Below are 13,686 nucleotides of genomic sequence, written 5' to 3'. Positions count from 1 at the left end.
CCTCTGCGAAGGGGCAGGGATCAGCGCCGATGGCGGCCGCCGATCCGCTCGACGATCTCGTCGAAGAGGTGGGTGTCCAGTGCCTGGGACATGTCGGTGGCCAGGCAACGGCGATAGAAGGGACTGAGGTCCAGGCCCACGCCCAGCCCCAGGATCTCCACCTGGCCTTCCCGGGTGCGCCGGGCGACCACTTCCTTGAGGTGGTTGTCCAGGTAGTAGGCGTCGTTGGCCAGGTTGGTGGCGCTGTCGGCCGGGCAGCCGTCGGAGATCACGATCAGGATGCGCCGCGTCTCGGTGCGAGCGAGCAGGCGCTCGCAGGCCCAGTCCACCGCCTCGCCGTCGATGCCCTCACGGAAGAGGTCGGGCTTGAGCAGGGCGCCGACGTCGCGCCGGGCGCGTCGCCAGCTGCGGTCGGCGTCCTTGAAGACCATGTGGCAGAGCCCGTTGAGCCGCCCGGGATGCCGGGGGCGCCCGCGGCTCATCCACTCCTGGTAGGCACGGCCGCCGTTCCAGGCGCCGGTGGTGAAGCCCAGCAGTTCGGTCCGCGCCCCGATCATCTCCAGGGCCCGGATCAGGCTGTCGACCATCATCGCCACCGGCTCGCTGTGGTGCTTCATCGACCCCGAACAGTCGATCAGGAAGCTGACGATGCAGTCGGTCCCCAGGCGGTACTGGTCGCGGTAGAAGAGGCGACGTTCGGTCGGCGAGCTGACCAGCTGGGCGAGGCGACGGCCATCGATATGGCCCTCCTCCTCGCCGAAGGCCCAGCCGTCCGGCCGTGGCCGCCAGAGCACCTGGCCGAGCCGGCGGGCGAGCCGCGGCACGTTGATGCCCTGCTCGGCGATGGCCCGGTCCAGGCGCTCGCGGTTCTCGTGCAGCAGGGCGCGGCGCACCAGGCTGGCGGCCGATACCTCGCGATCGTAACGGGTGGTATAGACCCGGTAGGCGAGCTCGGCGTCCTCGAAGGCCTTGCTGCGGCCGCTCTTCGCGGTGGCGAGGCCCTCGCCTTCCTGGTCCGCCTCGTCGAAGTCGAGCAGCAGGGCGAAGCCTTCCTCGACCGTCTCCTCGATCTCGCCGTCCTCCTCGCCTTGCCCGGCCTCGGCGCGCTCGGCCACCGCGCCCTCGCCGACCACCCGGGCGATGGCCAGGGCATGCTCGGCATAGGCCGCCTGATCCCGGCGGTGCCGGCGAATCCCGGCGAGCGGCGTACCCAGGTCCCCGACCAGGGACGCTCGGGTCCCTTCGATGTAGTCCTCGGTCTCCTCGAGCACGGGGCGGGCATGGAGCCGTGACCAGCACATCTGCGCCACGGTGTAGAGCAGCAGGCCGAGGCTGCCCTCGGTCAGGCCCGAGCGACAGAAGTCCCGGGACCAGGCGTCGAAGCGTCGGCGCAGGTTGGCGGCCATGCCCGGCATGTCGGCGGGGGCCAGGGTCTCCACGCGGAGTTGCTCGAGCAGCTCGAAGACCAGGCGCTCGACCGCCCCCTCGGGGCAGTGCTCGCGATGCCACCTCGCGTCGGAATGGAGCAGTCGCAGGGCCATGCCGTCGGCGGCGGCGCGGCAGTCGGCGAAGGCGGCCTGGCCCGTGTCGAGGCGCAGGTGAGGGGCATGGGTCGGCAGCCGCGCCTCACCCTGGTAGAGGCGCCGCCCGCGGTAGTGCAGGTCGCGGCGACCGGTCAGGGCACGCAGGCTGGCCGCGCAGAGGGCCTCGATCCGCTGCTGGCGGCGCGCCTGCTGCTGAGCGCTCGCGCTCATGACGCCTCGGCCTCCCGCAGCCAGGACTCGTCGAGCTCCTCGCCGAAGCAGCGCTGGTAGTACTCGGCGACGATGGGCCGTTCGGCCTCGTCGCACTTGTTGAGGAAGGACAGCCGGAAGGCGAGGGCGGGATTGCGGAAGATCTCGCAGTTCTCGGCCCAGGTGATCACGGTGCGGGGCGACATCAGCGTCGACAGGTCGCCGGCGGCGAAGCCCTGACGGGTCAGGTTGGCCACCGCCACCATGGAAGCGATGAGTCGGCGGCCCTTCTCGGTGTCCTTGCTGGGCACCCGGCCGAGCACGATGGCCGCCTCCTCGTCCCGGGGCAGGTAGTCGAGCTTGGCGACGATGTTCCAGCGATCCATCTGGGCATGGTTGAGGACCTGGGTGCCCTGGTAGAGGCCGCTGAGGTTGCCCAGTCCCAGGGTGTTCGAGGTGGCGAACAACCGGAAGTGGGGATGGGGATGGATGACCCGGTTCTGGTCGAGCAGGGTGAAGTGGCCGTCCCGCTCCAGGATGCGCTGGATGACGAACATCACGTCCGGCCGGCCGGCGTCGTACTCGTCGAAGATCAGCGCCACCGGGCGCTGCAGCGACCAGGGCACGATGCCTTCCTGGAATTCCGTCACCTGCACGCCGTCGCGCACCACGATGGCGTCCTTGCCCACCAGGTCCAGGCGGCTGATGTGGCCGTCCAGGTTGACCCGCATGCAGGGCCAGTTGAGGAGCGCCGCCACCTGCTCGATGTGGGTGGACTTGCCGGTGCCGTGAAGCCCCTGAACCATCACCCGCCGGTTGCGGGTGAAGCCGGCCAGGATGGCCAGGGTCACGTCGGGATTGAAGCGATACGCCTCGTCGATCTCGGGCACGTAGTCATCGCGCTCGCCGAAGGCGGGCACCATCAGGTCACTGTCGATGCCGAAGAGCTCGCGGGCCGACACCATCCGGTCGGGCCGGGCGTTCATGGGCTCTGTCATCAGTGTCTCCTCGTCCCGCCACGGGACCGTCGATCAGGGGATTCCCGGCCGCCTCGGTGAGCTGGGCGACCGGAATGTCCTGGGAGCATAGATCAGTTTCATAAAAAGAATCAAACCGTACCGTTTAGTGAAATTCGCCTTGACGCCCCTCCGAGGTTCCGCCTAGAGTGCTCATCGCGTTCCATAAAACGGAATGAAAAGTTCCAATAAAAGATCTCGGAGGTCCCGTGAGCACAGACAACACCGCAGACACCCGCCAGGTCGTGCAGGGCAAGCAGACGATGACGCCCTCGGAGGCCTTCGTGGAGACCCTGGTCGCCAACGGGGTGACCGACATGTTCGGCATCATGGGCTCGGCGTTCATGGACGCCATGGACATCTTCGCCCCGGCCGGCATCCGGCTGATCCCGGTGGTGCACGAGCAGGGCGCGGCGCACATGGCCGACGGCTATGCGCGGGTCTCGGGGCGCCACGGCACGGTGATCGGCCAGAACGGCCCGGGCATCTCCAACTGCGTGACCGGCATCGCCGCGGCCTACTGGGCGCACAGCCCGGTGGTCATCGTCACCCCCGAGGCGGGCACCACCGGCATCGGCCTGGGCGGCTTCCAGGAATGCCATCAGCTGCCGATGTTCCAGGAGTTCACCAAGTACCAGGGCCACGTGACCCACCCGGCGCGGATGGCCGAGTACACCGGTCGCTGCTTCGATCGGGCGATGTCGGAGATGGGCCCGACCCAGCTGAACATCCCGCGGGACTACTTCTACGGCGAGATCGAGTGCGAGATTCCCCAGCCGTCGCGGCTGGACCGCGGCCCGGGCGGCACCCGGACCCTGGACGAGGCGGCGGCGCTGCTGGCCGAGGCCGAGTTCCCGGTGATCGTCTCCGGGGGCGGGGTGGTGATGGCCGACGGCGTGGACGCCTGCCAGGCGCTGGCCGAGCGGCTGGGTGCGCCGGTGGTCAACAGCTACCAGCACAACGACTCCTTCCCGGCCAGCCATCCGCTGTGGTGCGGGCCGCTGGGCTACCAGGGCTCCAAGGCGGGCATGAAGCTGATCGCCCAGGCCGACGTGGTGGTGGCGCTGGGCACGCGGCTGGGGCCGTTCGGCACCCTGCCGCAGCACGGCCTGGACTACTGGCCGAAGGACGCCAAGATCATCCAGATCGACGCCGACCACAAGATGCTGGGCCTGGTGAAGAAGATCGCGGTGGGCATCTGCGGCGACGCCAGGGAAGCCGCCGAGGCGATCACCGAGCGCCTGGCGGGCCGCGAGCTCAAGTGCGACGCCAGCAAGGGGCAGCGTGCCGAGCTGATCGCCAGCGAGAAGGCGGCGTGGGAGCGCGAGCTCGACGAGTGGACCCACGAGAAGGACCCGTTCAGCCTCGACGCCATCGACGAGGCGGCCGGCGAGACGCCGTTCTCCGGCGGCGAGTACCTGCACCCGCGCCAGGTGCTGCGGGAGCTGGAGAAGGCGATGCCCGAGGACGTGATGGTGTCCACCGACATCGGCAACATCAACGCCGTGGCGCACAGCTACCTGCGCTTCGACCGGCCGCGCAGCTTCTTCGCGCCGATGAGCTTCGGCAACTGCGGCTATGCGCTGCCGACCATCATCGGCGCCAAGGTGGCGGCGCCGGAGCGTCCGGCGATCGCCTACGCCGGGGACGGCGCCTGGGGCATGAGCCTGATGGAGACCATGACCGCGGTGCGCCACAACATCCCGGTGACCGCGGTGGTGTTCCACAACCGCCAGTGGGGCGCGGAGAAGAAGAACCAGGTGGAGTTCTACAACCGTCGCTTCGTGGCCGGCGAGCTGGACAACCAGAGCTTCGCCGAGATCGGCCGGGCGATGGGCGCCGAGGGGATCACCGTGGATCGCATCGAGGACGTGGGCCCGGCGCTGAAGAAGGCGGTGGACCTGCAGATGAACGAGGGCAAGACCTGCATCCTGGAGATCATGTGCACCCGGGAGCTGGGCGACCCCTTCCGCCGCGACGCGCTGAAGAAGCCGGTGCGGCTGCTGGAGAAGTACCAGGACTACGTGTAAGACGGGCGGCGCCGCTCTCTCGCTGAGCTGACGCCCTCGCCAAGCCCCGGCCTCACCGGCGACGAGACGCGCCAGGCCGGGGCTTTTTTGTGGCCGCGTCATGACTCCCCACAACCACGGTTTCGAGGAGACGACCCATGAAGGACTTTCTGATCATCGGTGGTGGCGTCATCGGCATGATGACCGCTTGGCAACTTGCCGAGGCCGGTCACGAGGTGACCCTCGTGGAGCGAGGCCCCTGCGGGGGGGAGGCCTCCTGGGCCGGGGGCGGCATCGTCTCGCCGCTCTATCCCTGGCGGCATCCGGCCCCCATCTCGCAACTGGCGAGCTGGTCGGAGGGCCGCTATCCCCACCTGACGGCCCACCTGGCCGAGGCGACCGGCATCGACCCGGAGTTTCGCCGCCAGGGGCTGCTCTACCTCGACCTGGAGGACGCGCCCCAGGCCATGGCCTGGGCGGGGCGCGTCGACAAGCCCCTGAGCCGGGTCGATGCCTATGCCGTCTATGCCCGGGAACCCCGCCTGACCGAGGGCCTCGAGGGCGGGCTGTGGATGCCCACCCTGGGCAGCCTGCGCAACCCCCGGCTGGGCCAGGCGCTGCGTGCCCGGCTGCAGGCGTTGCCGGGCATCACCCTGCACGAGCATTGCCCGGTCGAGCGCCTGGTGGTGGCCCGCGGCCGTATCCATGGCGTCGACACCGCCGCCGGGCGCTTCACGGCCGGCCGGGTGATCCTGTGCGGCGGGGCCTGGACGGGCCAGCTCCTGGCGCCCCTGGGGATCGCCCTGCCGGTCAGGCCGGTCAAGGGGCAGATGATGGTGTTCAGGACCCCGACCGTCACCGGGAGCCGGCAGTGGCTGGAACGGGTGGTGCTGCGCGGCGGGCGCTATCTGATTCCCCGGGCCGACGGGCGCGTGCTGGTGGGCTCGACCCTGGAGGAGGCCGGCTTCGACAAGACGCCTACCCCCGAGGCCCGGGCGTCCCTGCATGCCAGCGCGGTGTCCATCCTGCCGGCGCTGGCCGAGTGCGAGGTCGAGCATCACTGGTCGGGGCTGCGGCCGGGGGCGCCCGACGGCCTGCCCTTCATCGGCGAGATCCCCGGCGTGGCGGGCCTGTTCGTCAATGCCGGCCACTACCGCAATGGCCTGGTGCTGGCACCGGCCGCGACCCGACTGCTGGTCGACGAGCTGCTGGGGCGCGCGCCGATCCTCGACCCGACGCCCTTCCGCCCGGCCGCGCGGCTGGCCGCCGCCGAACCGCTGGCCGCGACCGGCTAAGCCGGGCCGCGAGGCTGGCCCAATATCCCGCCGGCAACTGGCGCTAATGCCGGGCCGGCGGGATCAGTAGGCTCGTAAGCGATGGGGGCCGAGTGCCCCGCTCGCTGCGCTTCACCTCACAATGACAACTCTCAGGAGACCGACATGAGCCAACCCGACACCACCTTCCTCCAGGCCTTCAGCGACGCCCTGAACCGTCATGACATCGACGCCGTGATGGACATGATGACCGAGGACTGCGTCTTCCACGCCATCGCCGGCCCGGAGCTGCAGGGCAAGAGCTTCGTGGGACAGGCCGAGGTCCGCGAAGGTCTGCAGAACGCCTGGAAGACCGCTCCGGACGCCTGCTGGGTCGACGCCGAGCACCACGTGATCGGCGACAAGGGCTTCACCGAGTCCACCTACAAGGGCACCACCACCGACGGCGTACGCAGCGAGGCGCGGATGATCGATGCCTTCACCTTCCGCGACGGCAAGATCGCCGTGAAGAACGCCTTCCGCAAGAATCGTCCGCCCGTCAACGCCTGATCCGACGAGGTCCGAACCACGGCATCCGACTGCGAGGAGTCCTCTCATGGAGACAACAATGCCAAACGCCGGGGCGGCGACGCAGCAGGCGACCTCTCCCGCCCATCCGTACGATCCGGCCTACGATCCCCTGAAGAGTGCGACCCCGGGGGCGGGACGCGACTATGCGCCCACCTACTGGATCGGGACGGCCGGCGAGCCTCCGGCGGATGACGGCCCGATCACGCAGGACACGGATGCCGACGTGGTGATCATCGGCTCCGGTTTCACCGGCCTGACCGCCGCCATCTTCCTGGCCCGGGAGTACGGCATCAAGGCCACCGTGCTCGAGGCCAACCGCACCAGCTGGGGCTGCTCGACCCGCAACGGCGGGCAGGCCCAGTGCGCCTCGGGCCGCCTCAAGCGTTCCCAGTGGATCCAGCGCTACGGCCTGGACACCGCCCTGAAGCTGCATCGCGAGTGCCTGGACGCCATGGACACCTTCAAGGGATTGATCGCCGACATCGATTGCGATCCCCAGCCGGGTGGCCATCTGTATCTGGCTCACCGCGACAAGGTGATGCCGACCCTGGAGAAGGAAGCCAAGCTGCTGCGGGAGACCTTCGGCTACGATGCGCGGATCCTGGATGCCGATACGGTCAAGCGCGAGTGGATCGGCGACCAGGAGGCCGCGGGGGCGATGCACGAGCCCGAGGGCATCGGCATCCATGCCGGCAAGCTGGCCTTCGGCTATCATCGCAAGGCCCGGGCGCTGGGCGTCAAGATCCACCCGGCCAGCCCGGTACAGGGCTGGGAGACCCGAGGCGGCGTGCACTACCTCAAGACGCCGGGCGGCGTGGTGAAGGCCCGGGCGGTGGGCATCGCCACCGGCGGCTATACCTCCCAGAGCCTGCATCCCCAGCTCAAGAACCGCCTGTTGCCGATCCTCTCCAACTCCATCGTCACGCGACCGCTCACCGACGCGGAGCGCGAGGCCTGCAACCTGCGCACCCACCAGATCATCACCGACACCCGGGTGCTGCGCCACTACTATCGGCTGCTGCCCGACAACCGCCTGCAGATCGGCAGCCGCAGCGCCATCACCGGCCGCGATGCGCCCCAGAAGAAGTACGAGCGGCTGCTGGTCGGCGACATGCATCGCAAGTTCCCGGCCCTCGAGGGCATCGAGCTCGACTACTCCTGGTGGGGCTGGGTCGACGTCAGCCATGACATGATGCCGCGCATTCACCAGCCCGACCCGCGGGAGACCATCTACTACGCCCTGGGCTATGGCGGCAACGGGGTCATGTATTCCGCCCAGGCCGGGCGGCGCCTGGCCCAGTGGATCGCCGGGCATGGCCAGGAGCTGGACCTGCCGATCTTCACCTCCAGGCTGCCGTTCCCGAACCTCCGGGAGAAGGTCGAATCCCAGGCCTTCGCGCCCTTCCGGCGCTTCGGGCAGCGCTTCCTGTATCGCTGGTACTACCTGAAGGACGAGGTGCTCTGAGCCACTCCCCAGCCAGATCCGAGAAGCCGCCCGCGAGGCGGCTTCTTCATGGGCGGGCGATATCGCGCTCGGGATCGGAGAGTGCCGACGGCCTGCGGGATCGGCGCCGCCAGGCGCTCGATGCCCGGCTCGCTGCGCGACTCGGGGATCGCCGAGAAGCCGGGCCGGCGGTCTTCGCGGCGGGGACGTCGCAGAAGTGGAGGTCCCCGCACTCGATCGGACCGCGTGCCTCAAGGATTGCCGGGGACGGCGATCCAGAACGGGAAGGCGCCACCCGCGGGGACCCGAGCCACTACCTTCAGGGTTCGGGTATCGATCACCGCCACGGTGTCGTCGGCGGTGATCGAGGCGTACAGGTAGCGACCATCGCGGCTGGCCCTCACGCCATGGGGACCGCTGCCTACCTCCACCTCGGCGGCGAGCGTCAAGTCGCGCGCATCGATCACGCTGATGGTGGAGTCCGCGATCGCCCCGGTCGCCACATAGGCTCCGCCGGGAATGACATCGATCCCTCCGTGGCCGTTGCCGACCGCCAGTGTCTTCAGCATTTCCTCCGTTTCCAGGTCGAGCACGCCGACCCGGCCGACGAAGTCCCGGATCCACAGCCTGCGGCCATCGGCGCTGATGTCCAGGTTGTGCGGCGTCTCGAGGCCCGGGGTCGCGATTTCATCGCGCTTCGCCAGTTGCCGCATGTCCACCACGGCGATGGCACCGCCGCCTTGCAGCGTCACGTAGGCCAGGTCACCGTCCTCGCTGAACACGCTGTTGTGGGGTTCCGGGCCGACCGGGATCTGGTCGATCAGCACCCCTTCCTCCATGTCGATCACCGCCACGCGGTTGCCGTCGGGCAACGCCGCGAGGCCCAGGCGGCCGTCGGGCGATATCTTCACCCCCTGTGCCACTCCGCCCACCGGAAGGGTCGCTTCCACATCGCCGCTGCGGGCATCGAGGAGATAGACATTGCCGGTCTTGAAACCCGAGACCAGCAGTCGAGTGCCGTCCGGGCTCAGGGCATCGTAGTGGGCCCCCTCGATGCCCGGCCAGGCCTCCCCGGAGGGCAGCACCGTGACGAGGCCGCTGTTCTGCACGGCCACCTGGATCGCCTGGGGAAAGAGCGACTCGAGTGGCAGAGGCGTCGTGTCCTCTGCCGGTGTCTCCGCTTTCGCCACCGTCGGCGTGGCCTGTTCGCCGAACCGATCGAGCCCCTGACGCAGGCGACGGACGTCCTGGCCATCGAGGTCCTCCCGGCTCAGGTCGGCGATGTCCTCGGCGGTGTAGGGTCTGAAGTCATCGGGCAGGCCCGCGGGGTCGAGCTCGAGGAGCATGAAGTTGAGCACGGCGGCGATCTCGCCAGGGGGCAGCGCGCCTTCCCAGGCCGGCATGTTGCCATCGTAGGTCTCATCCTTGACGGTGATCGGCCCGGTCAGGCCATTCAATACCACCTGGCCCAGGTAATGCCGTCCATCGGGCGTGCCCCGGGCGGCGTAGAGCGCGCCGACGTGCCCGCGATGGGGCGGAAAGATGCCACTCAGGCCTTCACCGTTCGGTTGATGGCAGTCGGCACAGTGGCGGGCATAGAGCTCTGCGCCCTCGGCATTCGCCTGGGGGGCGGCGAGCACAGGAGCGCTGCTTGCCAGCAGGGAGGCGGCGAGCCAGGGAAGAAGGGCTGGTTTCATGATCGTCCTCTCGTCGGGCGACGGACGAATCCGTGAGTCACACCCCGTGCTCGGGGGCGGCGGCGGATTCGCGGAAAGAAGGCTAGGGCCGGGCAAGCCCGGCCCACGGTGTCACTGCACCGGCACGGGGCGAACGACGGGCTTGCCCTCCCGGATCATGGGGGGATCGACGTCCACCGAGCCGGGGCCGAACTCATACACGCCGGGCTCGCCGCTATCTCGGTGGAGCATCACGAACAGGCGCTCGCCGGCCGTTACCTCCCGTTCCAGGGGGATCCGGATGGCCGTCTCTACCCCCGCGGCCACTGCGGCATGGCCGATGGAGGCGGGGGCGACGATGTTGCCTTCCGCATCGCTTTCGTGCACCACCACGAAGGCAGCCTCGTCGACGTCGACGGCATCCACCGTGGCGGTATCGCCGGCCGATTGGGCCGAGACCTCGAGGCTCTGAGCGGCAGCGGTGCCGGCGAGGCCGAACGTGAGGGCGGCAGCAGCCAGGGAATAGCGAAGCATCATGCGGCAATCTCCTTGTCTTGCAGGTCGTGACGAAATAAAGGAACTCGGTGGAAAGCGCTCAGAGCCTGAGCCTGACCAGTTCCTCGGTGGGCAGCTCGCCAACCAGCAGCGAGCCTGCGTGGCTGTCCGGCCAGCCGACGATTCCCTGACGGCCCTGCCGGGTGATGTAATGGCCCTGTCGAGCAACGGCGTCGCGTACGCTTGCCTGGTTGAAGAACAGGGGTTCGGTAACCACGTATTGCACGATCACCTGCTCCTTGACGCGATAAGCCAGGGCGGCGGCGGGCTGTTCCTGAAGGACCGTCTCCCAGCCGCCGAGGAAGGTCACGTCCGGCGCCTGAAGGGGCTCGATCGACAGGGAGAGCGCGCGAGACAGGGCGTCGGTGTCCATGGTGGAGCGGGGGGGCAGTCGATCGGCCAGGACATGCCGATAATCGGCCACGGCATCGTCCACCATCGGTACGCCATCCCGGGCTGACCAGCTCGGCAGCCAAAGGGTCACCAGCAGACAGGCCTGAGCCAAGGCCAGTCCCCACCCGAGCCAGCCCCACCAGGGCCGCCTGGGGGGACGTCGAGACGGCGTCCCCAGCAAGCGACGCCGAAGACGCCGCTCCATGGCGGCGGAGGACTCTGCGGTGGGCTTGAGCGCCTCCAGTCGGCATGCCACGGCTCGCTGCCGTTCCAGCTCTCGCTGGCAGAGGGGGCAGGTGGCCAGGTGCCGAGTCATCTCCCGACGTTCCCGGGCGTTCAGTTCGCCGTCCAGGTAAGGCGCCACGCATTCCAACCAGTTGGCATGCTCCTTCACCGCCTGGACGTCCCACGAACGGTCTTGGTCACTCATGGCCTTCTCCTCCCTTGGCCTGCGAGGTCCGGCTACCGCGGCCGGGAAGGCCCCGGGAGTGCCGATCGGCCAGCAGTCCGGCCAGCAGGCGCCGGCCGCGAGCCAGCCGGCTCGTCACCGTGCCCAGAGGAATGCCCAGGGTTTCGGCGATCTCTCGGTAGCGGTAGCCCATCAGGTCATGCAATTCGACGACGATGGCGAACTCATCGGGCAATCGACGCAGCAGGGACGTGACACGGGCATCGGACTGCGCTTCCACGACGAGCTCGAAGGGCCCCGGGCCTTCGCTGGCGATGGCCTGCCAGTGCCCTTCCTCGATGTCCGTGATCGGCAGCAGCTCCTGGCGACGTGCCCAGGAGCGTCGCTGGTCGGCGATTTGGCGCAGCAGGATCCTCACCAGCCAGGGGCGTGACGCCTCGGCTGTCTTCAGGCTCCCGAGCTTTTCCCAGGCCTGCAGGCAGCTCTCCTGGACGAGATCCTCGGCGATGGCCACGCTGCCCGTGCGTTGCGTGGCGATGGACAATAGGTGCGGGATATGCGGCTGCACCAGGCGTCGATAGTGCCTCCTGCGCAGCGAATCCTGTCCTGGAAACCGCATCCGTTTCTCTCCCGACGATGTTGTGCTTCTTGGTAGACGTCATGACCCCACGGGGTTATTCCCGTTTCGGCCGGATGCGCGGTATGTCCCCGGACGATCTTCCGCCGGGGCCGGGGCATTCGGTGTACCGAGTGTCGCTGGGATGGTGGGGCGAGGCGCGAGGGCGGGGATCGAGCCGATGGCGACAGGAGGGGAAGCGGGTAGGTCCGCTGGGCGCGCTGCCGTCGATCGGCGTTGGTGCCCGCCGAGCCAAGCTCAGGCGAGGGCAGTCTGCCAGGATGCCGTCGTCATGAGCCGTCCGTGTCAGCGTATCGTGGCGCTCTGTTCCATCATGGCATCATGGCCTGCGGAATCAGCGCCGCCAGGCGCTCGATGCCCGGCTCGATGCGCGACTCGGGAATCGCCGAGAAGCCGAGCCGGAAGTACTCGAGGCGGGGGGCGTCGAAGAAGTGGATGTCCCCGCACTCGATCAGGATACCCTGCTCGGCGGCCAGGCGCCGGAGCTCATGGCAGTCGAGCCCCTCGGGACCCCTCACCCAGAAGCAGGACCCCCCATAGGTGGAGGGCACCGACGATTGCGGCATGTGGCGCGCCAGGGCGTCGCCCATGCGCTCCCAGCGGCTGTGGAAGGTCTGGTGGATCTGGCGCAGCAGCGCATCGTGATAGCCGCGATCGAGGAACAGCGCCACGGCCCGCTGGTTGTTGGTGGGGGGATGGCGCAGCATCAGCCGGCGCAGCGCCCGCGCCTCGCGGATCAGCGCCGGGGGGCCGACCATGTAACCCAGCCGCAGCCCCGGGGCCAGGGTCTTGGAGAGGCTGCCCACGTAGATCACCCGATTGTGGCGATCCAGGCTCTTCAGGGCCGGTGTGGGATTGTCCAGGTAGTTGGTCTCGCTCTCGTAGTCATCCTCGACGATCAGGAAGTTGTCGGTCTCGGCCAGGTCCAGCAGCTGGCGACGTCGCTCCAGGGGCATGGTGACCGTCGTCGGCGCCTGGTGGCTGGGGGTGACGTAGACCAGCTGGCAGTCGGTGATGTCGTCCTCGAGACGCATGCCCGCCTCGTCGACCGGCAAGAGGCGGATGTCATCGGTGAAGGTCCGGGCGATGTTGTACATGTCCACATAGCCGGGGTTCTCCATGCCGAAGCGTCGGCCTTGCTTGAGCAGCAGCATGCTGGTGATCCAGAGCGCCTGCTGGGCGCCCACCGTGACCAGGATCTCCTCGGGGTTCGCCCAGACGCCCCGCCTCGGCAGCAGGCGCTTGTGGATCTGCTCGATCAGCAGCGGGTCGTCGTCGTTGAGGTGGTCGACGGCCCAACTGCGGATCGCGGGCACGCTCATGGAGTCGCGGCTGCACTCCCGCCAGTGCTGGGTGGGGAACAGCTCCGGGTCGATCTGGCCATAGATGAACGGGTAGTCGTAGCGATGCCAGTCGCTGGGCTTGCTGATGGTGGCCTGCCGGGAGGGGTGCATGGTCAGCAGGTCCTCCCAGGGGAGGCGTTCGGCATCGATGTCGTTGAGCCGTACCGGCTTCTCGGCTCGCCCCTCGAGAATCTCGGGGTTGACGTAGTAGCCGCTGCGTTTCTTGGCGATCAGGTAGCCATCGTCGAGCAGTTGTTCGTAGGCCAGCATCACGGTGTTGCGGGCGACGTTCAGCTCCTTGGCCAGCTTGCGGCTCGAGGGGAGGGCCTCTTCCAGTGGCAGGTGACCATCGAGAATGGCGCGCGCGATCTGTTCCCTGAGCTGGCGCTGGAGGCTTTCCGGCAGGTCGGGGTCGAGATGGAAGAGGAGTTGGCTCATGGGATGCGGGTCTCACCACGGATATGAAGGAGCGATTCGGTCCGATTATGACATAGCCCGCGATCCGAGCGAGGTCAGGGAAGGGCGCTGGCCTGGCGCTTGGGGACGGGTTCCTGGATCATCGAGCTGGTCCAAACGATGGAGCCATACTGGTCCTACTAGGGGGCGGGCCCGGGGCGTAGAACGTGG

General features: G+C 68.5%; 11 protein-coding genes. 4 read left to right on the top strand and 7 right to left on the bottom strand.

What is annotated here, in order from left to right; genetic code table 11:
- Positions 1 to 20: 20 nt before the first annotated feature.
- Together BEI_RS12790 and BEI_RS12785 are read right to left on the bottom strand one after the other, a co-directional pair.
- Positions 21 to 1,754 (bottom strand): cobaltochelatase CobT-related protein, encoded by a 1,734-nt coding sequence (locus BEI_RS12790; protein WP_097789879.1) that lies wholly within the window; start codon positions 1,752 to 1,754, stop codon positions 21 to 23.
- A complete protein-coding gene (locus tag BEI_RS12785; protein ID WP_097789878.1) occupies positions 1,751 to 2,731 on the bottom strand; it encodes an AAA family ATPase in 981 nt (326 codons plus the stop codon). The genes BEI_RS12790 and BEI_RS12785 overlap by 4 nt, the downstream gene beginning before the upstream one ends.
- A gap of 227 nt (positions 2,732 to 2,958) precedes the next feature.
- Between BEI_RS12785 and xsc the strand changes: the two genes are divergently transcribed.
- From xsc to BEI_RS12765, 4 genes are all read left to right on the top strand, one after another.
- On the top strand, positions 2,959 to 4,779 hold the full coding sequence (gene xsc / locus BEI_RS12780; RefSeq protein ID WP_227644474.1) for a sulfoacetaldehyde acetyltransferase: 1,821 nt from the start codon (positions 2,959 to 2,961) through the stop codon (positions 4,777 to 4,779).
- Positions 4,780 to 4,916: 137 nt separating this feature from the next.
- Complete coding sequence (gene thiO, locus BEI_RS12775) at positions 4,917 to 6,053, top strand: glycine oxidase ThiO (RefSeq protein ID WP_097789877.1); 1,137 nt, start codon at positions 4,917 to 4,919, stop codon at positions 6,051 to 6,053.
- Between the two features lie 144 nt (positions 6,054 to 6,197).
- Positions 6,198 to 6,581, top strand: a complete 384-nt coding sequence (locus BEI_RS12770) for a nuclear transport factor 2 family protein (RefSeq protein WP_097789876.1) — start codon at positions 6,198 to 6,200, stop codon at positions 6,579 to 6,581.
- A 46-nt stretch (positions 6,582 to 6,627) separates the two neighbouring features.
- Positions 6,628 to 8,067 (top strand): NAD(P)/FAD-dependent oxidoreductase, encoded by a 1,440-nt coding sequence (locus tag BEI_RS12765; RefSeq protein WP_097789875.1) that lies wholly within the window; start codon positions 6,628 to 6,630, stop codon positions 8,065 to 8,067.
- A 230-nt stretch (positions 8,068 to 8,297) separates the two neighbouring features.
- Here the strand turns inward: BEI_RS12765 and BEI_RS12760 are convergent, their stop codons facing one another.
- The 5 genes from BEI_RS12760 to pdxR all read right to left on the bottom strand — a co-directional run bounded on the left by BEI_RS12760 (position 8,298) and on the right by pdxR (position 13,497).
- Positions 8,298 to 9,743, bottom strand: coding sequence for a cytochrome D1 domain-containing protein (locus BEI_RS12760; protein WP_097789874.1), 1,446 nt, complete (start codon positions 9,741 to 9,743; stop codon positions 8,298 to 8,300).
- Between the two features lie 111 nt (positions 9,744 to 9,854).
- The gene (locus BEI_RS12755; protein ID WP_097789873.1) at positions 9,855 to 10,259 is read right to left on the bottom strand and encodes a DUF7282 domain-containing protein; all 405 of its coding nucleotides are present in this window, start codon (positions 10,257 to 10,259) and stop codon (positions 9,855 to 9,857) included.
- 58 nt (positions 10,260 to 10,317) lie between these two features.
- Positions 10,318 to 11,100: an anti-sigma factor gene (locus BEI_RS12750; RefSeq protein ID WP_097789872.1), complete on the bottom strand. Its 783-nt coding sequence runs from the start codon at positions 11,098 to 11,100 to the stop codon at positions 10,318 to 10,320.
- Positions 11,093 to 11,698, bottom strand: coding sequence for an RNA polymerase sigma factor (locus tag BEI_RS12745; RefSeq protein ID WP_097789871.1), 606 nt, complete (start codon positions 11,696 to 11,698; stop codon positions 11,093 to 11,095). The genes BEI_RS12750 and BEI_RS12745 overlap by 8 nt, the downstream gene beginning before the upstream one ends.
- Before the next feature lie 329 nt (positions 11,699 to 12,027).
- Positions 12,028 to 13,497 (bottom strand): MocR-like pyridoxine biosynthesis transcription factor PdxR, encoded by a 1,470-nt coding sequence (pdxR, locus tag BEI_RS12740; RefSeq protein ID WP_097789870.1) that lies wholly within the window; start codon positions 13,495 to 13,497, stop codon positions 12,028 to 12,030.
- Between the last annotated feature and the right edge of the window lie 189 nt (positions 13,498 to 13,686).

The organism is Halomonas beimenensis, assembly GCF_002549795.1.
Taxonomy (GTDB): Bacteria; Pseudomonadota; Gammaproteobacteria; order Pseudomonadales; family Halomonadaceae; genus Halomonas; species Halomonas beimenensis.
Note: the sequence above shows the minus strand (reverse complement) of the source record. Positions and strands in the feature narration are given on the sequence as shown.

Excerpts from the sequence above, each read along its gene's own strand:
- BEI_RS12790 (WP_097789879.1), bottom strand. The coding sequence starts at position 1,754 with ATGAGCGCGAGCGCTCAGCAGCAGGCGCGCCGCCAGCAGCGGATCGAG.
- BEI_RS12785 (WP_097789878.1), bottom strand. The coding sequence starts at position 2,731 with ATGACAGAGCCCATGAACGCCCGGCCCGACCGGATGGTGTCGGCCCGC.
- thiO (WP_097789877.1), top strand. The coding sequence starts at position 4,917 with ATGAAGGACTTTCTGATCATCGGTGGTGGCGTCATCGGCATGATGACC.
- BEI_RS12770 (WP_097789876.1), top strand. The coding sequence starts at position 6,198 with ATGAGCCAACCCGACACCACCTTCCTCCAGGCCTTCAGCGACGCCCTG.
- BEI_RS12765 (WP_097789875.1), top strand. The coding sequence starts at position 6,628 with ATGGAGACAACAATGCCAAACGCCGGGGCGGCGACGCAGCAGGCGACC.
- BEI_RS12760 (WP_097789874.1), bottom strand. The coding sequence starts at position 9,743 with ATGAAACCAGCCCTTCTTCCCTGGCTCGCCGCCTCCCTGCTGGCAAGC.
- BEI_RS12755 (WP_097789873.1), bottom strand. The coding sequence starts at position 10,259 with ATGATGCTTCGCTATTCCCTGGCTGCTGCCGCCCTCACGTTCGGCCTC.
- BEI_RS12750 (WP_097789872.1), bottom strand. The coding sequence starts at position 11,100 with ATGAGTGACCAAGACCGTTCGTGGGACGTCCAGGCGGTGAAGGAGCAT.
- BEI_RS12745 (WP_097789871.1), bottom strand. The coding sequence starts at position 11,698 with ATGCGGTTTCCAGGACAGGATTCGCTGCGCAGGAGGCACTATCGACGC.
- pdxR (WP_097789870.1), bottom strand. The coding sequence starts at position 13,497 with ATGAGCCAACTCCTCTTCCATCTCGACCCCGACCTGCCGGAAAGCCTC.